Below are 24,396 nucleotides of genomic sequence, written 5' to 3'. Positions count from 1 at the left end.
GATGACCAGTGTTGTTGCTAAAACCAATCTGCTAGGTTTAACCAAGCCTAAATTAGAGGCTTTTTTTGAGTCGATTGGTGAGAAAAAATTTCGAGCAACTCAAGTCATGAAATGGATTCATCATTATGGCGTGGATAACTTTCAGGACATGACTAACTTAGGTAAGTCACTCCGTGAAAAACTGGCAGGGTTGGCTGAAATTAAAGGGCCTGAAGTTGTTAGCCAGCACTTTTCTGAAGATGGAACGCGTAAGTGGGTTGTTAGAGTTGCGAGTGGTAGCTGTGTTGAAGCTGTTTTTATTCCTGAGCGTGGTCGTGGCACCTTATGTGTCTCCTCACAAGCAGGTTGTGCCCTAGACTGTAGTTTTTGCTCGACAGGTAAACAAGGCTTTAACTCAGATCTAACATCAGCAGAAATTATTGGTCAAGTATGGATTGCAGCCAAGTCATTTAACAGTGTGCCTCATAAAGAAGATAGAGCTGTTACCAACGTTGTTATGATGGGAATGGGCGAGCCACTACTTAATTTTGACAATGTAGTCGATGCAATGAACCTGATGATGGATGATTTGGGGTATGGTATTTCCAAACGGCGAGTCACATTAAGTACATCTGGTGTTGTACCTGCATTGAAAAAACTAGCCGATGTAACAGATGTCTCTTTAGCGCTTTCGCTACATGCACCAAATAATGAACTTCGTAATGAGCTGGTACCTCTAAATAAGAAATACCCCCTTGAAGTACTACTACCCACTTGTGTTGAATATATGTCAAGATTAAGCGACAAGCGGCGTATTACAATTGAGTATACTTTAATTAAAGGTATTAATGATCAACCTGAACATGCTAAACAATTGATTAAGCTGCTACGAGATATTCCTTGTAAAATTAACTTGATACCTTTTAATCCATTTGCTTTATCTGATTATCAAAGGCCAAGTAATAATGCTATCCGGGCATTTCAGCAACTGCTTTTAGATGCGGGATACAATACCACGGTAAGACGTACCCGGGGCGATGATATTGATGCAGCCTGTGGGCAGCTGGCGGGACAGGTGAATGATAAAACCCGCCGTAGTGAACGCTATCGTGATAAGCTGTTGAATATTAAGCAGCTAGCATCAGAACAAACTAGACCATTTTAATTACAAGCTAATTACTTTTGTTGCATCCAATGGGGGCTATGGTGACTAATAAAAGAACAGCCAATAAGGTATTGTTAGGTTGTATGTTACTTCTCCTGCAAGTGGGCTGTGTCACGACAACGCCAAGTGGCAAAGAAATTGATGAAGATAAAGTTGTCACTGCACAAATTCGCTTAGCTAAAGCTTATATTCGAGAAGGGCAAGCAGGCTTGGCACGTAAGCCACTGGAAAAAGCCCTTGATTACGATAGCGGCTCAGGTGAGGCTTATTCAGTGTTGGCTATGGTGAATCAGTTGGAAGGTGAGAATGAGCTAGCTGAAAAGACTTTTCGTAAAGCTATTCGTTATAGTGACGAGCCCTCTGATGTGCACAACAACTATGGTGCTTTTTTATACGCTCAAGGCCGTTATGAAGATGCATTAAAGCAGTTGGATAAAGCAGCCTCTAATGTCTACTACCCCAAGCGTAGTTATTCTTATGAAAATATGGGGCTTGTTGCACTGAAGCTGGGTAAAAAAGAAGAGGCAAAGGAATACTTTGAAAAAGGACTTCGACTTAATAAAAGACTTCCTAAGGCTCATCTTGAGCTGGCTGACATCTTATATCAAGAACAAAAATATATACCAGCAAAGAGCCATTATGAGCAATTTAAACAACTGTCCCGTCAAAATGCACGCTCTTTATGGCTAGGTGTGAAAATTGCCAAAGTATTTGAAAACAATGATGTAGTTGCCAGTTATGGCTTAATGTTGAAAAAGATGTATCCTGGCTCAGAAGAGCTAAAGCAGTACCAGGGTTTATTAGCGAATGAAGAGTGAAAATATCAAACCTCTGGAGTCATATCAGGATCATATTACTCCAGGGGAAATGTTAGCTCAGCAACGACAGAATCTCGGTGTTGGGCAAGATGAGGTTGCTGATAACCTGAAAATTAGCGTTGATTTTGTTCAGGCAATAGAGTGCTCTGCATTTGATAAATTACCTGGACTAACCTTCGTTCGAGGGTATTTAAGGCGCTATGCTGATTTTGTTGGTCTGGATCCAAACCAGGTCATTCAGGCATTTGATCGTTTTACCGGTGCTGCTGCAAAAGAGCATAAACCAATATCAGTGACAGAAGTTGAAGCACCTGATGAAACTAGCCACCCCATATTTAAATGGTTTACTTACTTATTAATTGGTGGACTCGTGGCATTAACGGTTGTTTGGTGGCAAAACGAGGTTAATCAACCACTGACAGAGAACCCTAATGCTGACTTAGAAGAAAATGAAATTACTGTTGAAACGGTAACAGGTGAGACCGTTGTGAATGTGCTGGCTGAGGCTCAGCAACAAGAGCAGCAAGCAGTTGATGCTAAACCTAGTGCAGAAGTGGCCGTTGCTGAAGCAATTGCCGAACAGGTTTTGCCAGAACAGGAAGAAACGCAGGTATTGGCTGTAGCAGAAGAGCCGGCAATAAGTGAGGCTACAGCTGCTGAAACAGAAGAAACATCAAGCACTGCCAGTCAAACAGAGGAGGTTGTTAATCAGTCTACCGCAGAAAATACACCTCAACCGGCTAGTGGTGAGGTCACTTCAGAACTGTCAACTGAAGCTGCGCTAACTAACGTAGAGGAAGGTATTAACCACCTACTGATAACCTTTGATGGTCCTTGCTGGACAGAAGTCAGAGATGCCCAAACCAATAATGCCTTAGTCAAAGCTTTATATCGAGCAGGCAGTAAACTAGAACTCAAGCAAGCTGGGCCGATAAAAATTAAGCTAGGTAAAGCAAGTATGGTAAAATTGCTCCAGTTTAATGGGGGAGCAGTGAATGTCGCCCCATTCACCCGTGGTGATGTCGCCAAGTTAGTGCTAGGTAAGGAGTAGTCTTCATGTTTGCTGAATCCCCCATCAAAAGACGTAAATCGCGCCAGATTCATGTAGGAGATGTTGCGGTCGGAGGGGATGCTCCTATTTCAGTACAAAGCATGACTAATACAGAGACTTGTGATGTTGCTGCCACAGTAGGGCAGATTGAAGCACTGCAAGAAGCAGGTGCCGACATTGTCAGAGTTTCTGTTCCTAGCCTAGATGCAGCAGAAGCTTTTGCCAAAATTCGCCAGCGAGTGACAGTGCCTTTAGTAGCGGATATCCACTTTGATTACCGTATTGCTCTGAAAGTAGCTGAAAATGGTGTTGACTGTTTGCGGATCAACCCAGGTAATATTGGCAGAGAAGATCGAGTGAGAGCAGTAGTCGATGCTGCAAAAGATAAAGGTATTCCCATTCGTATAGGGGTTAATGCTGGATCACTTGAAAAGGATTTGCAAAAAAAATATGGCGAGCCAACTCCTGAAGCTTTGGTCGAGTCTGCTTTTCGCCATATTGATATTCTCGACAAGCTTGATTTTCAAGAATTTAAAATCAGCCTGAAAGCCTCTGGTGTATTTACTACAGTAGCAGCCTATCGCTTGCTGGCGAATCAAATTGACCAACCACTTCACTTGGGAATTACCGAAGCAGGCGGCTTTCGCTCTGGAGCAGTGAAGTCATCAGTTGGTTTGGGGTTATTGCTGATGGATGGTATTGGTGACACTTTGCGCGTATCTCTTGCTGCTGACCCTGTACAAGAAGTGAAAGTAGGTTTTGATATTCTAAAAAGTTTAAAACTACGGACCCGTGGCATTAATTTTATTGCCTGCCCAAGCTGCTCAAGACAGAATTTTGATGTCATTAAAACCATGAATGAATTAGAGCAACGCCTGGAAGATATTAATGTACCCCTCGATGTTGCTGTCATTGGCTGTGTGGTGAACGGGCCTGGTGAAGCGAAAGAAGCGGATATTGGCTTAACCGGTGGTACGCCAAGCAACCTGATTTATGAAGATGGCAAGCCCAGCCATAAGTTGAAAAATGATACTTTGGTGGATCACTTGGAAAATATGATCCGTACTAAGGCTAAGCAAAAAGAAGAAGAGTTAGCAAACGTGATAGCCAAAGCCTAACCTGTATTATTTTCCCCTTACTTTTTTATAAATAGAAGCCCTTTTATTAGGGCTTTTTTGTTTGTCTGTCTTTTGTTGCTCTCTCTGGTTAACAAGCTATGGCCAGCAGCACTTAATATCCGTAGAATCACTTTTCTTATACCTGGTGGCTACTATTAATGCCTGGCCAGGGCTTGAACAGGTTAATTGAAATTTAGTCGCAGACTTAGATAAAAAAGGTACAGTTCCTTGGCGAAAAAACTTCAAGCAATTCGTGGGATGAATGATATTCTGCCAGCTGAATCCAGCAGTTGGCAGTATGTTGAGCAAATAATTCGCCAGCTACAGGCAGCCTATGGCTACCATGAAATTCGTACACCCATTGTTGAAAGCACTGACTTATTTAAGCGCTCTATTGGTGAAGTCACTGATATCGTTGAAAAAGAAATGTACACCTTTGAAGATCGTAATGGAGATAGCTTAACCTTACGGCCTGAAGGTACTGCTAGTTGTGTGAGAGCTGCCATAGAGCACGGTTTGATTTTTAATCAAATACAGCGGATGTGGTATATGGGTCCGATGTTTCGCCATGAACGGCCTCAAAAGGGGCGCTATCGTCAGTTCCACCAATTAGGTGTTGAAGCATTTGGCCTGCAAGGCCCTGATATTGATGCAGAGCTGATTATCATGACCGCTCGTTTGTGGCAAATGTTAGGCATCGATGATGTGGTGCGTCTAGAAATCAACTCGCTTGGTACTACTGAGTCACGCGTTCGTTATCGGGAAGCATTGGTTGAATACCTTAATCAATATAAAGATCAGTTGGATGAAGACAGTGTGCGTCGCTTGTCGTCTAATCCGTTGCGGATTTTGGACAGTAAAGACCCTCAAACCCAGGCTGTCTTAAAAGGTGCACCAGTTTTAACAGAATTTTTAGATGAAACTTCTAAAGCACATTTTGATCAATTATTAGCAATTCTGGATCAGGCTAAGATTGGTTATCAGATTAACCCCAAACTAGTGCGTGGTTTAGATTATTACTGCGATACAGTTTTTGAGTGGATTACAGATGAGTTAGGCGCACAAGGAACGGTTTGTGCCGGTGGTCGCTATGATGGGCTAGTAACCCAATTAGGTGGAAAGTCTACACCTGCTGTCGGCTTTGCGATGGGATTAGAGCGGCTGATTTTAATGTTAGAGTCACTGGATAAAATTCCTGCAACAGCCAAACAACAGGTTGATGCTGCCTTGTTAGGTGTAGGAGATGTGACTGGATACTCGTTAATGATTGCAGAAAAGATCCGCTCAGCGTTACCTACACTTCGGTTGCAAACGCAGTGTGGTCGCAGTAGCTTTAAGAGCCTGATGAAACGGGCTGATAAGTCAGGTGCTGCTGTTGCACTGATAATTGGTGAATCTGAACAGGAACAGCAACAGGTAACCATTAAGTGGCTGAGAGAGGATAAACCCCAGCAAACGCTGGGATTTGATCAATTAATCACTGAACTTAAAGCCCTTTAATATGATATGGCAGCTTATGCCTTATTTTTGTGCTACCATGTGCGGCTGCAAAATTGCAGCCTATTGAGTAAATGAAAGATAGATAAAAATTTGTACAGGAGTGAAGGGTGGAAGCCTACCGTACTGAGGAAGAGCAGTTAGAAGCACTGAAAAAATGGTGGAAAGAAAATGGTACAGCCATTTTGGTTGGTATCAGTGTCGCGCTGGCTGGTGTATTCGGTTATAAAGGCTGGCAAAACCATAAGCTGTCGGTTGCTGCTGAGGCATCAGCAATTTATAGCGACTTATTAGAAGTATCTAGCAAGTCTGCTCAAGGGGAGTTAAGTGACGAAGATAAGTCATCTTTGGAACATCTTGCCAACCAGTTAAAAACAGAATTTTCTGATACGACTTATGCTGTATTTGCTGCATTTGTCAAAGCAAAGCAGGCTGTAGCTGAAAAAGACCTGGCTGCAGCTAAAACTGAATTGGAATGGGTGCTAAAGCAAGATGTTGATACTAACCTCAAACTGGTCGCCAAGCTGCGTTTGGCAAGGGTGATTTTTGCCGAGTCTACTGACCAGGCTGATAAGGCATTAGCACTGGTTGAGAAAGTTGATGCAGGTAAATTTACTGCTAATTATGAGTCCTTTAAAGGGGATGTTTATTTAGCTCAAGGTAATCAGGCTAAGGCGCGTGACGCATACCAAAAAGCACTCGATGCCAGTAAAGATAATGGTCAGCCCAATCTATTTGTTCAAGTCAAGCTAGATGATTTAGCTGCTCAGTAAAGGAAGGTGTTAAGTGAAGCAAAATAGTCACACATTCCTCAAGTTAGTCAGTACAGTGGCCTTGTTTGCATTGGTCTCTGGCTGTAGCTTGTTTGACTCTGATGATAGTGATACTGCACTGGAACCAAAGCCTTTAACCGATATTGAAAACTCCATTAAGGTTCGCGAAGTTTGGAACCATCAAGTGGGTGATGGCTATGATGATAAATACTACAAATTAACTCCAGCAATTGATGGTAATCGGATTTTTGCCAGTGATGTTCATGGTGAAGTGGTTGCTCTGGATCGTGACTCTGGAAAAGAGCTGTGGGAAGTTGAGCTTGAGCTGCCAGTAAGTGGTGGTGTTACTGCTGGTTTTGGCAAAGTGTTGCTAGGCACTGAAACAGGTGAAGTAGTCGCATTAAACCAAGATGATGGCAAAGTCGCTTGGAAAGCACAGCTAACCAGTGAAGTACTTGCTGCACCGCAAACTGATGGTCAAGTCGTTATTGCTCGCAGTATTGATGATAAATTGGTGGGGTTAGATGCAGAAACAGGCGAGCGCCTATGGATTTATGAAGGTAACCCGCCAGTATTAACTCTTCGCGGCACTAGCTCGCCATTGTTGATTAAAGGACTGGCTGTTAGTGGCTTTTCTGATGGCAAAATGAAAGCATTTGCCGCAGACAAGGGAATTCAGGTTTGGGAGCAGCGTGTAGCTGTGCCTCAAGGGCGTAACGAGCTGGAACGAATAGTGGATATTGATGCAACACCTCTATTCCACGAAGGTGTCATTTACGCAGTTAGCTACCAAGGACAGCTGGTTGCGCTTGACCCTCGTTCAGGTGAAGTGCTTTGGCAACGTAAAGCCTCTAGTGCAGAAGGCTTGGCTCAGGGTTTTGGTAATATCTATTTGTCTGATAGCCAAAGCTATGTAACAGCGGTTGACTTAAATTCCAGCTCTACATTGTGGCAACAGCAAGATTTAGAAAACCGTAAAATCACTGCTCCTACACCAATCAGTAACTATGTTGTAGTGGGCGATTTTGAGGGCTATATACATTATATTTCCCAATTAGAAGGGCAGTTTGTTGCACGGGTTAAAGTGGATAGCTCAGGCATTCGTACTCAACCAGTGACGGATGGCGTATTTGTTTATGTATATAGTAATGATGGTGACTTAACTGCACTGGAAATTGTTAAGTAAACGATCTTACCTTACTTTAAAACGGCTGCTTGTGATCACAAGCAGCCGTTTGTTGTTATAAGCATTTAAATTAATAACCTATCATTGGGTTAATTCAGCACTTAGGGTGCTTTTGAAGTTGTAGGAAATGTTATGACACCAGTCATTGCTCTAGTGGGAAGACCGAATGTAGGAAAGTCGACCCTGTTTAATCGACTCACCCGTTCCAGAGATGCTTTAGTTGCAAACTTTTCTGGCTTAACCCGTGACCGTCAGTATGGTGAAGGAAAGCTTGGCAATCGCGATTATTTGGTAATTGATACAGGTGGTATCACTGGTAACGAGGAAGGCATTGATGCCATGATGGCTGGTCAGTCGTTGCAAGCGATTGATGAGGCTGATGCAGTGTTATTTCTGGTTGATGCTCGGGCAGGGTTGACTCCAGCTGATGAAATGATTGCCAAGCACTTACGGATACATAATAAGTCTGCTTATTTAGTGGTAAACAAGCTGGACGGTTTAGATGCTGATGCAGCATTGGCAGATTTTTATGAGCTGGGTCTTGCTAATGTCGAAGGTATTGCTGCTGCCCATGGTCGTGGTGTGAAAGCGCTGATTAATAAGGTTTTGGATGAGTTTCCCAAACCTGAAGAATTGACTGAGTTAGCAGAAAGTGCAGAAGGGGTTGAAGAGCAGCAAACAGCTGAAATTGAGCAAGAAGCCCAGGGCATAAAAATAGGTATTGTCGGGCGTCCCAATGTCGGTAAATCTACGTTGGTCAATAGAATGCTGGGTGAGGATCGGGTGGTTGTGTTTGACCATGCAGGCACTACGCGCGATAGCATTTATATTCCTTTTGAACGACAAGAGCAAAAATACACGTTAATTGATACGGCTGGTGTACGTCGTCGTGGCAAAGTCAAAGAGGCCGTTGAAAAGTTTTCTGTTGTTAAAACCTTACAGGCAATTAGTGATGCTAATGTCGTGATTCTGGTTTTAGATGCTAAAGAAGGCTTGGTTGATCAAGACCTACACTTATTGAGTTTTATTTTAGAGTCAGGTCGAGCGGTTGTGATCGCACTGAATAAGTGGGATGGCATGGATACAGAAATGAAAACCCAGGTTAAGGAAGAACTGGAGCGCCGTTTGGGTTTTATTAATTTTGCTCGCATTCACTATATTTCTGCACTCCATGGATCTGGCGTAGGAAATTTATATAAGTCAGTAGAAGAAGCTTATCAAGCAGCAATGAGTCGCTGGTCAACTAACCAACTGACGCGTTTGTTAGAGGATGCAATAGTTGAGCATCAGCCTCCTTTGGTTCGAGGTAATCGCATTAAATTACGTTATGCCCACATGGGAGGAAGTAATCCACCGATTATTGTGATTCATGGTAATCAAACCAGTGAAGTGCCTGCCAGTTATCAGCGCTATTTAGAAAATACTTTCCGCAGGGAATTAAAGATTGTTGGTACGCCAATACGCATTGAGTTTAAAGGTGGCGAAAACCCTTATGCAGGGAAAAAGAATAAGTTATCAGATCGTCAAGTTAATAAGAAAAAACGTCTAATGAAACATGTGAAAAAGGCAGAGCATAAGAAGAAACGTAAGAAAAAAAGCTAGTTACCCTTCGAGTCTGATCATTTAAATAATCGATGATCATAAAAAATTTTTCTTAACTAGGGTGACGCAAAAGGATGTTGAAAAGAAGTTTTGCGTCTGACACGGAATAACAGTTTATTCCTCGCCGCTCTAAAGGCCATCCCTGGCCTTTAGAGCTAAAACTGTTCCCGACAGCGGCGATAGAATACCCTGTTACCCCATATCTGTTAGTTTTTGTGATATTCCCTAGCAAGTCAGCTTTTTGCTTTATTTGGTCTTTAGCGCTCGGCGCTTTGTTGTTTTTTCTACCCGGCAGCTAATTTCCCCATCAGTCAGTAAAGTTGTTAGCTGGTCCCCTGGTTTTACCTCACTATAAGAGCGAATAGCCTGACTCTTATCTTCAGTTAAAGTAATCGAATAACCTCGGCTTAATGTCGCCAATGGACTCACCATTTGTAGTTGTTTGGCTGCGTGCTGCATTTTAAGTTGATTGTTTTTTAGTGCTTGTTGAGTACTGTGGTGTAAGCGATTGGTAAGTAATTGAACGAATTGTTGATACTGCAACAGTTGTTTAGCCGGTGACTGTTGCTGGATGGCATTATGTTGAAGTTTTAGCTGGTTTTTGGCAATAACCAATTTTTTATCCATTGCTTGCTTTAAGCGAATTTCCAAATCATCAAACCGTTGACTTAACTCTTGTAAACGGTGACCAGGGTGACGAAGTCTTTTTTTCAGGCTAGTCAATTGGTGTTGATGAAAAGCAAGTGCATTTTGCAGCTTCTCTTTAAGCAAGTTTTGGTAGTTAGTTATGACAGATAGCCACTCCTGCTGGCTAACGCTACTTAGCATTTCGGCTGCAGCCGAAGGGGTAGGAGCACGCAAGTCAGCCACAAAATCAGCAATCGTAAAATCCACCTCATGGCCAATTGCACTCACGACAGGTATTGAGCAATTATAAATAGCATGGGCGACCACTTCTTCGTTGAAGGGCCACAAGTCTTCTAACGAACCACCACCTCTACCAACAACTAGCACATCACATTGGCCATAGCGTTCAGCCGCTGTAATTGCAGCAACGATTTGTGGTGCAGCTTCTTTGCCCTGAACAGCGGTGGGAAATACGGTAATAGGAATGGCAGGAAAGCGTCTTTTCAGTACTGATAAAATATCATGAATGGCAGCACCAGTCGGAGAGGTAACCACCCCAATATGCTTAGGTAGTTCAGGAATTGGTCGTTTATGTGCTTCCTCAAAAAAGCCCTGTTGTGACAGTTTTTGCTTTAATTGCTCAAATGCCCGTCTCAGTGCACCATCACCAGACTCTTCTAAATACTCAGCGATTAGTTGGTAGTCTCCACGGCCTTCATACAAGCTTACTTTGGCGCGCATTAATACCTGGGTGCCTTCTTCAGGAATAAACCCTAGTAGCTGGTTTTTGTTGCGGAACATGGCGCAGCGAACTTGGGCATTAGCATCTTTTAAGGTGAAGTACCAATGCCCTGATGAGGGAATCGCCAGGTTAGAAATTTCACCTTCTACCCAAATCTGGCCTAAGCTAATTTCCAGCAGTCGGCGTACCTGTTGATTGAGTTGAGAAACGCTCAGCACTTGCCGTTCTGGAGTGGATTGAGAAATATAGGGGTCCGCTGTTGGTATGGTCATAGCAGCCTTAGATGATTTTAAAAGCAGTCGATATTGTTAGTAGTAGCTAAAAAAGCTATACTGGCGGGATTTATTTACCCACCTTGCAAGCCAATACGGTAGACATAGTATGTTGCGCGTTGCCCAAGAAGCCCTAACATTTGACGATGTTTTATTAGTTCCAGGTTACTCTGAAGTATTGCCTAAAGATGTATCCTTAAAAACTCAGCTTACCCGGGAAGTTCAGCTGAATATTCCTCTGGTATCAGCTGCAATGGATACAGTGACGGAATCTCAGCTTGCCATCGCCATGGCCCAAGAGGGCGGTATTGGCATCATTCATAAAAACATGACCATTGCTGATCAGGCTTACCATGTTCGTGCAGTTAAAAAGCATGAAAGTGGCGTGGTAAAAGATCCTATCACGATTGAAGCAGGGGCAACAGTCAGGCAGTTATTAGACCTCACCCGCCAGAATAAAATATCAGGTGTGCCTGTTATGCGAAACGGTGACCTGGTGGGAATAGTTACCAGTCGTGATGTTCGCTTCGTGTTGGATTTGGATACATTAGTCTCTGACATTATGACACCAAAAGAAAAACTGGTGACAGTTAAAGAAGGTGCTGATCCTAACGAAGTACAACAATTGTTACATAAGCATCGCATCGAAAAAGTATTAGTGGTTGATGATAACTTCAATCTCACTGGCATGATGACAGTGAAAGATATCCAAAAGGCTCAAGATTTCCCAAATGCTAGTAAAGATTCTGCAGGCCAATTACGCGTAGGTGCCGCAGTAGGTACTGGTGTTGAAACAGAAGAACGTGTCACTGCGCTGGTTGAAGCCGGTGTTGATGTAATTGTTGTGGATACCGCTCATGGACACTCTAAAGGGGTGCTAGACCGAGTCGCGTGGGTTAAAAAACAGTTTCCACATATCCAAGTGATTGGTGGCAATATTGCCACGGCTGAAGCTGCCAAAGCATTAGCTGATGCGGGTGCTGATGCGGTAAAAGTAGGGATTGGACCTGGCTCAATTTGTACCACTCGGGTGGTAACAGGCATAGGCGTACCTCAGATAACAGCGGTAGCCAGTGTAGTAGAAGCATTAAAGAATGAAAATATTCCAGTCATTGCGGATGGCGGCGTTCGCTATTCGGGTGATATTGCTAAAGCGATTGTTGCTGGCGCCAGCTGTGTCATGATGGGCAGTATGTTGGCGGGCACAGAAGAAGCACCAGGTGAAGTTGAGCTTTACCAAGGTAGAAGCTATAAAGCTTACCGGGGTATGGGTTCTTTAGGTGCCATGTCTCAGGCTTCCGGCTCCAGTGACCGTTACTTCCAGGATGCTCAGGCTGGTGTCGAAAAACTAGTACCAGAAGGTATTGAAGGCCGAGTGCCATATAAAGGCCCAATGGCTAGCATTCTGCATCAAATGATTGGTGGCTTGAGAGCAGCCATGGGGTATACCGGTAGCCCGGATATTCAAACCATGCGTACCGTACCCCAGTTTGTTCGGATCACTAATGCTGGGATGCGGGAGAGTCATGTTCATGATGTAACCATTACTAAGGAAGCACCCAATTACCGGGTCGGTTAAAGGCTTAGTAAGATAGTCAAAGCGAATGGCTTTTGGGGGCTAACCTGCTACTGCAAGGTTAGCGATAGCAACGCTAACTGTTTTAAAGAGCGCTAGCTGGGCCGTCAAGCGATGAAGCCCTATGAGTTTATATATAAATAAATGATTAGGGTGAAGGCAGTTAAATGCTCCTGCTTAAACTGCATTCCCACCATCCATGGTGGTCAGCGACAACAACCCCTAAAAGTCAATTGCGAAGAGTATAAAGCGGGGCTAAGACAGCCCCGTTACTCTTTTACCTCGATGATTTTTTGAGATTAATTATGTCTTTAGATATTCATGCTGAACGTGTCTTAATTTTGGATTTTGGCTCTCAATATACCCAGCTAATTGCAAGACGGGTGCGTGAAATAGGGGTTTATTCTGAAATCCATCCGTTTGATATGGAGTCAGAGGCGATTAAAGCATTTAATCCAAAGGCAATTATCCTGGCGGGTGGTCCTGAGTCCGTTGCGGCAGAAAACTCGCCTCGGGCGCCAGAAATTGTTTTTCAGTTAAATGTACCTGTACTTGGTATTTGTTATGGCATGCAAACAATGGCTGAGCAATTTGGTGGAAAGGTATCCTGCTCTGCTAAGCAAGAGTTTGGCTATGCACAGGTTGATTTGACTGTTCCAGGAGAATTATTTGCTGGCATTGAAGATCATGTCAGTAGTGAAGGTATTTTATCTTTAGACGTTTGGATGAGCCATGGGGATAAAGTGACCCAACTACCCGAAGGCTTTTCATTAGTTGCGAAAACTGACAGCTGTCCAATCGCTGCAATGGAACATGCAGAAAAGCACTTTTATGGTGTGCAATTTCATCCAGAAGTGACTCATACTAAGCAAGGCCAGCGGATTTTAGAACGTTTTGTGTTGAACATTGCCGGTTGCAAGCCTTTGTGGACGGCAAGCAACATTATTGATGATTTAATTAATAAGGTAAGAGAGCAGGTTGGTAGTAATAAAGTACTGCTTGGCTTGTCTGGTGGCGTTGACTCCTCTGTTGTTGCGGCTTTATTGCATAAAGCTATCGGCGATCAATTAACCTGTGTATTTGTAGATAATGGCTTATTACGCCTACGTGAAGGTGATCAGGTAATGGCCATGTTTGCAGAAAATATGGGAGTGCATGTTATTCGTGCCGATGCCGAAGATTTGTTTTTAAATAAATTAAAAGGTATTAATGACCCGGAACAAAAACGGAAAATTATTGGTAATACTTTTATTGAAGTATTTGATCAAGAAGCGGCAAAACTAAAAGACGTTAAGTTCTTGGCTCAAGGTACCATCTATCCTGATGTAATAGAGTCTGCGGGCGCTAAAACCGGTAAAGCCCATGTCATTAAATCACACCACAATGTGGGTGGTTTACCAGAAAACATGGCTTTCGAGCTGGTTGAGCCTCTACGTGAATTGTTTAAAGACGAAGTCCGTAAAATAGGCTTAGAACTAGGCTTGCCTTACGACATGGTTTATCGCCATCCATTCCCTGGTCCAGGTTTAGGGGTGCGGATTTTGGGTGAAGTGAAAAAAGAATATGCTGATGTGCTCCGCCAGGCTGACGCTATTTTTATCGAGGAATTACATAATGCAGACTGGTATCATAAAACCAGTCAGGCATTTGCCGTATTTCTGCCAGTGAAGTCGGTTGGTGTGGTAGGTGATGGACGTCGTTACGAGTATGTTGTTGCTTTACGTGCTGTAGAAACGATCGACTTTATGACAGCTCGCTGGGCGCACTTACCTTATGAATTATTAGAAAAAGTGTCTAACCGAATTATTAACGAAATCAGTGGTATCTCACGAGTGACGTATGACGTGTCGAGCAAACCGCCTGCGACGATTGAGTGGGAATAATTGTATTTATTAGCCTTTTGAAAGAAAAGAGGTAGGCTACAAATGTAGCCTACCCTAAATGTGACTTATTTTATTGTCCGTATTATAAACTAGTCAGAGCTAATGTAGCTCCTTCAGAGTTTTGTTCACTGTCTGCATCCATCCAAACAAACTGTTTTCCATTGCCTGATAAGTAATGAGTGATAGTTTGTGGAGTTGGATTTGCGCCTTTTACGATAGTGTAATCTTTATTTTCAGTAACAGTGCCTAATGCAGTAACACGTGCATTTGCATTTGGTGTTGGGTTAACAATGTATACAGTAGCTGTGCTTTCTTGGAACTGAACACTGATAAATTGATTGATATTGCTGTTTATTGATACGTTATACCAGTGTGAAGCAGGCACAGAGTAATACCGGCAATATTTGTTAAATTGCTGTGGTTGACCTGTCGCATCTAAATGCTGATTATTTAAACCAGCAGTATTAGTTGGCATTTGAACACTACCAATCCAAATATCTAAATTATTAGTTGAATGAACTCCATTAGGAACAATAGATATAGATACAGTATCAGTATCATTACCAGAGACTAAAACTATTGAAGCTAAACCTTCGTTAGCAGTGGTGCCTGGTACAGTTACCTGTACAGGAGGAGTAGAGTTGCTGCCTACTACAGTAGCTTGTATATCATGATCGGCATTGCTGCTGTTATATAAAAATAGAGCATATAATTGGCCTGGGTTTAAAGCCTGACATTTAGCAGTTGCTCCAGTTGAAAGATTGAGTCGACGTCCATCATCCCAATTAATATATTCATTCATTTGAATATCCCTTAAATTCATTTCAAAAATAGATGTAGTGATGATTTGTATGTGGTGTTACATACCACTCGAATGGAGTATAGGGTAGCTTTTACATTATATTATTAAGTTTGTATGAAGAAGCTTTCCTAATCGTTCTTAACATCAACCACTTTGAAAAGACTAGTTCATGGAGCTTTGTCATTAGACAGCCCCCTTGACTTTTTTGTTTTACTAAGTGCCAGCTATTGCTGGCTTCGTCGTAGTAAGCTAGCCCTAAAAATTATCAAGAGCTTTTGTCGAAATACTGTAATTAAAATAATAAAAAATAGTTGTGAATATTAAAAAACTGCTTTTTATCTAGCAAATAATGTCTAGATTAAGCTTGAAAAAGTAATCCGTTGTAATTTGAAGGAATAATGCTTTTTAAGATGAAAGCACCTAACTGAGTCTAGTTAAAATGAGATTATTTATATGGAGGGTGGGATAACTGCAAGCAAGGATTTAGCTTTTAGGATTCTACTAATAAAGTGGTTGACAAGAAATATTATATATTTTTCAAGAGCCAGTAAAAATATATAATATTGATTTGGCCATTATAAACTAGGCGGTAATATCAACCATTGTAATGGTTCAACTAAACAATACCTTGGATTATTTTGATAGTTTTTATCTATGGCAATTATTTATTTGATTAGTTTTGTTGTGTATGCTGTTCGTCCTATACTATCAACCAATAAACTAAACAGAAGCAAATGGTTGAGGAGAGCGTGATGAAACAGGTGCAAGACGTCAATATTGGTATTTCGGCAGAAGCGCGGGAAAAAATTGCACATAATACATCTCGGTTGTTAGCCGACAGTTATACTTTATATTTAATGACCCACAATTTTCACTGGAATGTAACAGGGCCTCAGTTCCGTGATTTACATTTAATGTTTGAAGAGCAGTATACTGAGTTGGCGACTGCTGTAGATGAAATTGCCGAACGAATTCGTACTTTAGGCTACCCAGCACCAGGCACTTACAAACAGTTTGCTGAACTTTCAGCCATAAAAGAGGTGGAAGGTGTTCCTTCAGCTAATGAAATGGTAAAGCTATTAGCTGAAGCCAATGAAACGATAGTTAGAACCTCTAGGGAAATATTGCCTACAGCTCAAGAGGCAGATGATGAATCTACTGTTGGGTTAATTTCGGATAGAATGCGTTTACATGAGAAAAATGCCTGGATGTTAAGAAGTATGTTGTAAAACTTTTTCTTAAAAATAATGAATATAAAGTGACAGCCTTAATGTTGATTGGGGCTGTCATTTATCCTGAGACTACCCTTCTTTTTGCTATTTTTCTTATCCATCAGGAAATTTAGAATAGTTTTCATTTATTAGTATTAACAGGTTCAGACCAATCGGTATAATGCAGAACTTAATTTCAACTAAAGGGCACCTCTAATCATTGTTTACTGTCTCTGGCCTTCTGGTAAATTCGCAATCAAGGCGTTGGTTTGAAGGCATGCTGGTGGCCTGTCGAAAAGCAACAACACCGAGTGCGGGTTTACTAGAAGGTCCTGAAGGCACTGCCTGACGGGCTCTTGCACTGTGTTGGCTTACTTGAAAAGGCAACCAGCCTTACACTTCGCAAGCCGTCTTGTTCAAGAGCCCGTCAGCTTGCTCAGAGGCCATAAACAATTATTAGAGGTGCCCTAAATTAAGGGGCTGCTTAATGGACTTTTCCGTGCCTAATGCATGGTCGTTATTACCGCCAATTGTGGCGATTGCTTTAGCGATTATTACTCGTCGAGTGCTTATTTCACTTGGTGCAGGTATTTTAGTTGGCATTTTATTACTTAATGGTGGTGATATTTTAGCCAGTATTGGGCATCTGGGTACAGCTGGATTAAGCCTGTTTTGGGAGGCAGGTGAAAGTGGCCAAGCTGGCAGTATTAATCACGGTAAAGTAGATATTATGCTGTTTTTATTGTTGCTTGGCGTGATTACCAGCATGGTCACGTTGCTTGGTGGTGCTAAAGCATTTGGGCGATGGGCTCGGCAACGGGTTAAAAGTGGTCAAGGTGCACAATTAGCAACCTTTTTGTTAGGAATTATTGTTTTTATCGATGATTATTTTAATAGCCTTGCGGTAGGTAGCACTAGTCGGCCATTAACTGATCAGCATAAAGTATCCCGTGCTAAGTTAGCCTATCTTATTGACTCAACTGCAGCTCCAGTTGTGGTCATTACTCCTATTTCAAGCTGGGGAGCTTATATTATTGCCTTGATTGGCAGTGTGTTAGCTGCTCACGAGCTTACTAGTGAAGCACCATTAACTGCTTTTGTTACAATGATCCCCATGAATTTATATGCGATCTTTGCACTATTCATGGTATTGGCGGTTATTTATTTTAAGTTGGATATTGGTTCGATGAAGCGCCATGAAATGATGGCTGTTGAAGGCCAGCTTTACGATCCTGCTAGAGGTACCCCAGCAGGCACAGTTAGCTTCAACAATGAACGAGAAGGCAAAGTATACCAACTGGTATTGCCTATTGTATCGTTAATTTTTGCCACTTTATTTTTTGTTTGGTTTACTGGCTATCAAGCCTTAGTAGCTGACAACTTACCCATTACTGTATTAGGGGCTTTTGAGAACTGTGATCCAGCCGGAGCAATGCTTTATGGTGGATTAGTAGGTACGGTAATAACTTTGGCAATTGCTGTTAAAGAACGGCTAACAGGAAAAGAAATATTGATGGGGATTGTTCAAGGCTGTCAATCCATGCTGTCAGCTATCATTATTTTAATTTTTGCTTGGGTGCTAACAGGGTTAATTAAAGAGCTATCAACGGGGTTATATTTATCAAGCTTGGTAGAAAGCTGGTTAAGCCCGCAGTTGTTGCCTGTTATTTTATTTGTAGTATCTGGAGCCATGGCATTTGCAACGGGCACTAGCTGGGGGACTTTCGGTATTATGTTGCCGATTGCAGGTGATATGGCGGCTGCAATTGAAATTAGTTTAATGCTGCCTGCGTTGGCTGCTGTATTAGCAGGCTCAGTGTTTGGTGATCACTGCTCTCCTATTTCTGACACAACTATTCTTTCTTCCACGGGTGCCGGCTGTCACCATATTGATCATGTGATGACCCAGCTGCCGTACAGTCTTGCAGTGGCATTAGTCGCTAGCTGCGGTTTTATTGCAATGGGAGTAGCTGATTCTGTTATTGCTGGTCTACTGGTGTCTTCTATTGCTTTTGTAGCTGTGGTGATAGGGTTAAAGTGGTTAGCTAGCAGAAAAAATACTGGGGACTCTTTGCAAGCGATAACTTCTTAGCAGGACTTTACTTAATAGTCCTACCACCATCCAACGTAAGGGTGTGTCCTGTCATATAGCGATTACCCAGTAAAAAACAAAGTGCCTCGAAAAGGACCTCGGGGCCTGGTTCAATACCGAGTAATGATTTGCTAAGGGATTTCTCCTTATACTCTGTAGGGTCGTCAGGATGAAACATTAATAGCGCTGGAGCGATTGTATTCACTTTAATATCAGGCGCATACTGTTTTGCAAAAGAGCGGGTCATATTATCTAGCCCTGCTTTACTTGCCGTATAAGCAATATGGGAGTAGCTGCCTTTGGCTACTACACAGTCAGTGATGTGAATAATATCAGTGACTGTTTCCTTTGCATTTTTCAATAATGACTGACAGTGTAAGTTTATTAAATAAGGCGCCATCATATGCACTTGAGTCATGATGCTCATTAGCTGCTCAGGTGGCATGGTTGCATCTTCTTCAGTTAACCAGCTTGAAGCATTATGAATAATTGCACGTAGTGATGGAGTAGTGCTAGCTAACTCTTGAATAAAAGCCAGGGTTTGCTCTGAGCTGGAGAAATCAGCTTGGATGCATTTAACATCAAGGTCAGTGAGCTTATCTACATTTTCATGGTGCTGGCGGTAGCTAATAATAACGGGCTGGCCCAGCTTAGCAAAACGTTGGGCGCAGTGATAACCAACTCGTTGCGCTCCTCCAGTAATTAAAACAGGTGCTGTTGATGGCTTAAACATAAGGTAATAGTCTTATTTTTTATTAAGTATTGCTGCCATTATGCCTGAAAAAAAGTCTTAAATAGAAGAGAAGACCCAGAAGGAGAAGGGAGTGCAGTGTACTTTAATTGGGAGGTTTTTATGAAACTCCTCTTAGTCGCCTTTTGAGGCTGTCGAAAAAGTTGGGAAATATGGGGTGATAGGGTGTTCTGGAACTGCTGCTTAGAACAGCTAAAGCTCTAAAGACCATAGCTGATCCAGTAGCGCTTTTATCTCAATTAAAGGCGCTACCACAAGTTTCACAGTAGTAAACTTGCCCTTGTAGAGCGGTGGAAGAATACCCTGTTACTCCATAACTACTCTTCAATTTCCATAGTAAGAAAATTACCCTTGAATGCCGCCTTCTGCTAACTTGGCTGGGTCGAGTAGTTTCATTAATTCTTCACGGCTTAAATCTGTAGACTCTTCTGCTACATCGATAATTGGCCTGCTTTCCTGGTAGGCTTTTTTAGCAATTTCAGCCGCTTTTAAGTAGCCAATAATGGGGTTTAAAGCAGTGACTAAAATGGGATTTTTGGCCAAAGGCTCTTTTAGGTTATCGTCACGCACTTTAAAACCTTCAATGGCTTTATCAGCGAGAGCAGTAGCACCGTTTGCCAGTAACTGAATACTTTGCAATAAGTTGTAGCCTATTACGGGAAGCATAACATTTAATTGGAAATTACCTGACTGTGCGCCAATAGTAATGGTGGAGTCGTTACCAATCACTTGTGCTGCAATCATAGCTACTGCTTCTGGAATCACTGGGTTAACTTTACCTGGCATAATACTACTGCCGGGTTGTAAGGCAGGTAGTTCAATTTCTCCTAAACCTGCGAGTGGGCCACTGTTCATCCAGCGTAAATCATTGGCAATTTTCATTAAGCTAACAGCAACTGTTTTTAATTGCCCTGATAATTCGGCAGCAGCATCTTGGCTGCTCAAACTTTCAAAAAAACTGCTATTGGGTTCTAGCGCTAACCCGGTTTCTACACTCAAGCGGGCAGCCATTTTGTTGGCAAACTCTGGATGAGCATTTATGCCGGTGCCTACCGCTGTACCGCCTTGCGCTAACTTATGAAGTCGAGGCAGAGTAGCTTCTATACGGTCTATGCCATTGGCAATCTGTAAACCCCAGCCGTCTAATTCTTGCTTCATGGAAACAGGCATCGCATCCATTAAATGAGTGCGACCTGTTTTAGTGTATTCAGCCAGCTGATTGGCTTTATTGGTTAAGCCGTCTTTTAAGTGGTGGAGTGCAGGTAATAACTGCTCTTTAAGGCCAATGGAAGCACTCAGGTGAATAGCAGTGGGAATAACATCATTACTACTTTGCCCCATATTAACATGATCATTGGGGCTGATAGTTTCATTCAGCTGCTGGCTAGCTAAGGTAGCTAAGACCTCATTCATATTCATATTACTACTGGTGCCAGAGCCTGTTTGGAAAACATCCACAGGGAATTGGTTTAGGTGTTCTCCTTCAACAATTTGCTGAGCAGATTGAGCAATAGCTTCTCCAATCGGTTTGGGTAGTAGCTCCAGTTCGATATTGGCTAGTGCTGCTGCTTTTTTCACTAAAGCCAAGGCTCTGATAAATAAAGGTGGCATCGCCAGGCCGCTGATAGGAAAATTATCGATAGCTCGTTGCGTTTGGGCTGCGTATAGCGCGTTAGTAGGAACCTGAAGCTCCCCCATACTATCTTTTTCAATGCGAAATTCAGTCATAACTCACCTGTCTTGGTTTTGCTTAATGGTAATGATTTTTATTCTTATTTTCTATGCCCGCTTGTCGGTATTGAGCATTTAGCTGGCTAGTAAGTGCCTTCTTATAATATTTGGATTGTCGATTAGGAATATGGACAGCCGTTGATCATTTGTTAGTCACTATTGCATGAAAGCTCTCCATGTTTTTATCCGCTTCTTTTTTAATCTGTAAGCTGAATTGTGGGTTAAAGTCGCCAATGCCAATATGTTTGGATGCGGGAATTAGGCTGATTCGAGGCAGCTCAGGAAAATGTGTGCGATTGAACATGGCATAGTGTAATTGGGCCATGATTAACAGGTTAGTGTAGTCTTCTGGCTTACTGCTGACATAATACCAGTCGTGGCTGTGCAAAGCAGCTTCCGCAATATCTTCAGGGAAGTTCCATTTATGTAAAATAGCTTGGGTAATACGACGCCCAAATTCTTGATTGAGCTCATCTAATTCAGCAATAGTACATTCTTCATCGGTATGATCTGCATACAGCACAATAGGAATAAAACCAATATTGTGTACCAAACCAACCAATAGCGCTTTCTCTGGATTGAACTGATTACTGTGTTTCGCTAAGGCATGGCTTAAGCAAGCCACTTCAACACTTTCACGCCAAAACTCATGAATTTGTGGTCGCAGTAGGCGGCTTTTGACTTGTAATAATTCCTGTAGGCTAAGGGCAATTACTAACTGTTCTGTTGCTTTAGTGCCGAGCCGGGAAATAGCCCCAGAAAGTGTATCGCAAGGACTAATTCCTCGAAATAAGGGGCTGTTAGCTGCTGCTAATACTTTGGCAGCAATAGCAGGGTCTTGTTTTAAAATGTGGGTTATATCATTAAGGTGATTGTTGCTTCGATTTAACTCTTCTTTTACCGCAATAGCTATTTGAGGCAAAGTTGGAAGTTGTAGCCTGTTTTGGATTAAGTCTTCTGAAAACCTGTCAAAGAAAGATTGTTCTTCTACTTCATCTTCATGGATTAATGAACTTAAGGTTGTTTTATTATCACTCAAAAATTGATCAAGTCGGCTTTGGTCAAACACCAATAGTTGACTTTTTTGGGTGGTTTCCCCTTTAAATAGTCTAGGTTTCAGCCTTGCTAAAGGTGCAATGGACTCTTTACTATCCGCTATAATCGTTTTACTAATACCGTCAGCAGCCGTGAGTTTTATTGCCCCGCTAAGTAAAAAGTACTCTTTATCATCTGTTTCACCAATATTAAATAAGGTTATTTTGGCGCCAACCGATAGCTGCTCACAAGCGGCTGCAATTAATATCAGCTGTTGCTTGTTAAGATTTTCAAAACAGGCAAAGCGCCGTAAGACATCAAGAGAGGGCTGATTGTTTTTTTCCATTGCCCATTCCTTGGCTGGAAAATTCTATTCGCTGATATAGTTATTTATTTTAGTGTAGACCGTTATTGTACAGTCAGTAAGATCACTTGAGACTAAATAATGACAGTAGTAAGTAGTAGCCAAACTGATATTAGCTGGATGAATCAGGCAATTGAGCTTGCCCAACAAGGTGCTAAAGCTGGAGAGGTGCCAGTGGGTGCAGTTGTCGTCTATCAGGGGAATGTAATAGGGAGAGGCTTTAATCAGCCGATTAGTAGCCATAACCCTGTTGCTCATGCTGAAATGATGGCTTTAATTGAGGCTGCACAACACTTAGGCAACTATCGGCTGGTTGACTGTTCTCTTTATGTCACATTAGAACCTTGTACCATGTGTGCTGGAGCAATTATTCATAGCCGAATCAAACGTCTGGTCTTTGGTGCTTATGAGCCTAAAGCAGGTGCTGCAGGTAGCGTAACAGATGTTTTTAGCCAACCACAGATGAATCATTCTGTTGAAGTGATAGGGGGAGTATTAGCAGAGGAGTGTGGACAACTGTTGTCTGACTTTTTTAAGTCTCGTCGCCAAGCTAAAAAGCTGTTCAAGCAACAACAAAAAGACCAGCAGTGAAAATGATTGTAGGGTATTGGCTTTAGAAGACTTTTTAAAAGACAATATGCAGGACTAACCATCTTTAATGCCTGGCGAGTGCTCACTTTTGGCGACAGGCAAGTTTTCAATTTGAGGTACGGTCAGCCATCTTAGTAAGTCGTAGTAGCGGCGAATGTTTTGCACATATAATACAGGCTCATAGCCCCTGGCATAACCATATTTGGTCAGTTGATACCACTGTTTTTTGGAAAGAAGCGGCAAGCTCTCTTTTACATCAACCCATTTGTTAGGGTCTCCACCACGCATTTCAGTCAGCTTTCTGGCATCTTGCAAGTGGCCATAGCCTACATTGTATGCGGCCAGTGCCATCCAGGTTCGATCTGGCTCTTTAATATCTTGGTTAATACGCGCTTTTATTTTTTTAAAATAGCGGCTGCCACCCATGATACTCTGCTTAGGGTTTAACCGGTTTGAAACCCCCATTTCTTTAGCAGTGGCACGGGTTAGCATCATTAGCCCTCTCACTCCAGTGGGCGATTTTGCTTTAGGTCGCCAGTGAGATTCCTGATAACCAATTGATGCAAGTAATCGCCAGTCCATGTCATAAGATTCGGCGGCTTTTTCAAAGTAATTACGGTATTTAGGCAGCCGCTTTTGCATCTGTTTGGTAAAGGTTTTAACTCCCACATAATTAATTTGTTCGACATGGCCATAAAAGCGCTCATAAAGGTGGGCCAAGGTGCCATTGGCTTTGATTTTGGCAAAAAATAAATTCGCCCGGTTGATTAAGCTGGCATCAACGCTTTTGGGGAATGCCCAGGCGAGCTTGTCACTTGGAGCCAGGTCAAAGGCAACCCGGATATTAGGGAAATAAATAAAATTCATGGCAAGCTCGTTGGAGTCAACCACCGTATAGTCGATCTCGCCATCATTCACCATTCTTAGTAAATCAATGTTTTCATGCACTTCAGTGGTTTCCCAAGGAATTGGGATTTGATCGCTATATTGCTTAAGGCGCTCTGCATGGCTTGAACCTGCCAATACCAGAAACTTACCTGGCACAAGGTCGGCAAATGATTTTGGTGTTTTCAACTTAGCGTTATAAATCAGTTGTTGAGTAACATCCATATAAGGCTGACTAAAACGTACTTGGCGTTGACGGTGGTCAGTGACAGCTAAGCCAGCAGCAGCCAGGCTGATACGTTGAGAAGCACCATTATCAGCAAGGGCATGGAAAACATCGGGGAGCGAATTTGCGGTGATAATCGTTAACTTGACACCTAACTCTTTGGCAAAGCGCTTAGCTAATTCAAACTCAAAACCTGTCGGCTGTTCTTTGCCTTGATAGTATGTGGTCGGGCTATTACGGGTAACAATAATCAGCTCTTTTTGTCGTTTAACCTGTTGCAAAGACGTGGGTTGTTCACAACCTGTTTGCAACAGACAGACAAAAAAAGTGAGCAAAAGTCTTATTGTTGTATTGCTATAAAAACAACCAGTCATTCGGTTACGTAAAATACTTGCATGATGTACATCACAAATTTTTAG

Annotated in this window: 19 protein-coding genes; 13 read left to right on the top strand and 6 right to left on the bottom strand. The window is 42.3% G+C overall.

Annotation, left to right across the window (positions count from 1 at the left end):
- Position 1: 1 nt before the first annotated feature.
- The 8 genes from rlmN to der all read left to right on the top strand — a co-directional run bounded on the left by rlmN (position 2) and on the right by der (position 9,189).
- The gene (rlmN, locus tag ORQ98_RS00860) at positions 2-1,144 is read left to right on the top strand and encodes a dual-specificity RNA methyltransferase RlmN (protein WP_274686878.1); all 1,143 of its coding nucleotides are present in this window, start codon (positions 2-4) and stop codon (positions 1,142-1,144) included.
- 38 nt (positions 1,145-1,182) lie between these two features.
- Positions 1,183-1,962, top strand: coding sequence for a type IV pilus biogenesis/stability protein PilW (gene pilW, locus ORQ98_RS00855; RefSeq protein WP_274686877.1), 780 nt, complete (start codon positions 1,183-1,185; stop codon positions 1,960-1,962).
- The gene (locus ORQ98_RS00850) at positions 1,952-3,013 is read left to right on the top strand and encodes a RodZ domain-containing protein (protein ID WP_274686876.1); all 1,062 of its coding nucleotides are present in this window, start codon (positions 1,952-1,954) and stop codon (positions 3,011-3,013) included. Before pilW ends, ORQ98_RS00850 begins: the two co-directional genes overlap by 11 nt.
- Before the next feature lie 5 nt (positions 3,014-3,018).
- A complete protein-coding gene (gene ispG, locus ORQ98_RS00845) occupies positions 3,019-4,131 on the top strand; it encodes a flavodoxin-dependent (E)-4-hydroxy-3-methylbut-2-enyl-diphosphate synthase (protein WP_274686875.1) in 1,113 nt (370 codons plus the stop codon).
- A 228-nt stretch (positions 4,132-4,359) separates the two neighbouring features.
- Positions 4,360-5,631, top strand: coding sequence for a histidine--tRNA ligase (hisS, locus tag ORQ98_RS00840; protein ID WP_274686874.1), 1,272 nt, complete (start codon positions 4,360-4,362; stop codon positions 5,629-5,631).
- Positions 5,632-5,738: 107 nt separating this feature from the next.
- Positions 5,739-6,401 (top strand): YfgM family protein, encoded by a 663-nt coding sequence (locus ORQ98_RS00835; protein ID WP_274686873.1) that lies wholly within the window; start codon positions 5,739-5,741, stop codon positions 6,399-6,401.
- Between the two features lie 13 nt (positions 6,402-6,414).
- A complete protein-coding gene (gene bamB / locus ORQ98_RS00830; RefSeq protein WP_274686872.1) occupies positions 6,415-7,587 on the top strand; it encodes an outer membrane protein assembly factor BamB in 1,173 nt (390 codons plus the stop codon).
- Between the two features lie 132 nt (positions 7,588-7,719).
- Positions 7,720-9,189, top strand: a complete 1,470-nt coding sequence (gene der / locus ORQ98_RS00825) for a ribosome biogenesis GTPase Der (RefSeq protein WP_274686871.1) — start codon at positions 7,720-7,722, stop codon at positions 9,187-9,189.
- Positions 9,190-9,435: 246 nt separating this feature from the next.
- On the opposite strand, the gene xseA is transcribed toward der, so the two are convergent.
- Positions 9,436-10,830 carry an exodeoxyribonuclease VII large subunit gene (xseA, locus tag ORQ98_RS00820; RefSeq protein ID WP_274686870.1) on the bottom strand — a complete coding sequence of 465 codons (1,395 nt, stop codon included), beginning with the start codon at positions 10,828-10,830 and terminating at the stop codon, positions 9,436-9,438.
- 109 nt (positions 10,831-10,939) lie between these two features.
- Here xseA and guaB point away from each other — a divergent pair, with 109 nt between their 5' ends.
- Both guaB and guaA read left to right on the top strand, forming a co-directional pair.
- Positions 10,940-12,409 (top strand): IMP dehydrogenase, encoded by a 1,470-nt coding sequence (gene guaB / locus ORQ98_RS00815; RefSeq protein WP_274686869.1) that lies wholly within the window; start codon positions 10,940-10,942, stop codon positions 12,407-12,409.
- Positions 12,410-12,711: 302 nt separating this feature from the next.
- Entirely contained in the window at positions 12,712-14,289 is a 1,578-nt protein-coding gene (gene guaA / locus ORQ98_RS00810) for a glutamine-hydrolyzing GMP synthase (RefSeq protein ID WP_274686868.1), read from the top strand.
- Between the two features lie 82 nt (positions 14,290-14,371).
- Here the strand turns inward: guaA and ORQ98_RS00805 are convergent, their stop codons facing one another.
- Positions 14,372-15,091, bottom strand: coding sequence for a hypothetical protein (locus ORQ98_RS00805; protein WP_274686867.1), 720 nt, complete (start codon positions 15,089-15,091; stop codon positions 14,372-14,374).
- A gap of 752 nt (positions 15,092-15,843) precedes the next feature.
- Between ORQ98_RS00805 and ORQ98_RS00800 the strand changes: the two genes are divergently transcribed.
- Entirely contained in the window at positions 15,844-16,320 is a 477-nt protein-coding gene (locus ORQ98_RS00800; protein ID WP_274686866.1) for a Dps family protein, read from the top strand.
- Positions 16,321-16,789: 469 nt separating this feature from the next.
- Positions 16,790-18,394, top strand: coding sequence for a Na+/H+ antiporter NhaC family protein (locus ORQ98_RS00795; RefSeq protein WP_274686865.1), 1,605 nt, complete (start codon positions 16,790-16,792; stop codon positions 18,392-18,394).
- A gap of 7 nt (positions 18,395-18,401) precedes the next feature.
- On the opposite strand, the gene folM is transcribed toward ORQ98_RS00795, so the two are convergent.
- The 3 genes from folM to ORQ98_RS00780 all read right to left on the bottom strand — a co-directional run bounded on the left by folM (position 18,402) and on the right by ORQ98_RS00780 (position 22,257).
- Positions 18,402-19,127 carry a dihydromonapterin reductase gene (folM, locus tag ORQ98_RS00790; RefSeq protein WP_274686864.1) on the bottom strand — a complete coding sequence of 242 codons (726 nt, stop codon included), beginning with the start codon at positions 19,125-19,127 and terminating at the stop codon, positions 18,402-18,404.
- Positions 19,128-19,490: 363 nt separating this feature from the next.
- Positions 19,491-20,873: a class II fumarate hydratase gene (locus tag ORQ98_RS00785; protein WP_274686863.1), complete on the bottom strand. Its 1,383-nt coding sequence runs from the start codon at positions 20,871-20,873 to the stop codon at positions 19,491-19,493.
- Between the two features lie 145 nt (positions 20,874-21,018).
- The gene (locus ORQ98_RS00780; RefSeq protein WP_274686862.1) at positions 21,019-22,257 is read right to left on the bottom strand and encodes an HDOD domain-containing protein; all 1,239 of its coding nucleotides are present in this window, start codon (positions 22,255-22,257) and stop codon (positions 21,019-21,021) included.
- Between the two features lie 99 nt (positions 22,258-22,356).
- On the opposite strand from ORQ98_RS00780, the gene tadA reads away from it, so the two are divergent.
- The gene (tadA, locus tag ORQ98_RS00775; protein WP_274686861.1) at positions 22,357-22,866 is read left to right on the top strand and encodes a tRNA adenosine(34) deaminase TadA; all 510 of its coding nucleotides are present in this window, start codon (positions 22,357-22,359) and stop codon (positions 22,864-22,866) included.
- Between the two features lie 54 nt (positions 22,867-22,920).
- Here the strand turns inward: tadA and mltF are convergent, their stop codons facing one another.
- Positions 22,921-24,312, bottom strand: a complete 1,392-nt coding sequence (gene mltF, locus ORQ98_RS00770) for a membrane-bound lytic murein transglycosylase MltF (protein ID WP_274686860.1) — start codon at positions 24,310-24,312, stop codon at positions 22,921-22,923.
- Positions 24,313-24,396 lie beyond the last annotated feature (84 nt).

Source organism: Spartinivicinus poritis, from assembly GCF_028858535.1.
GTDB lineage: Bacteria > Pseudomonadota > Gammaproteobacteria > Pseudomonadales > Zooshikellaceae > Spartinivicinus > Spartinivicinus poritis.
This window is presented reverse-complemented; position numbering and strand designations above follow the sequence as displayed.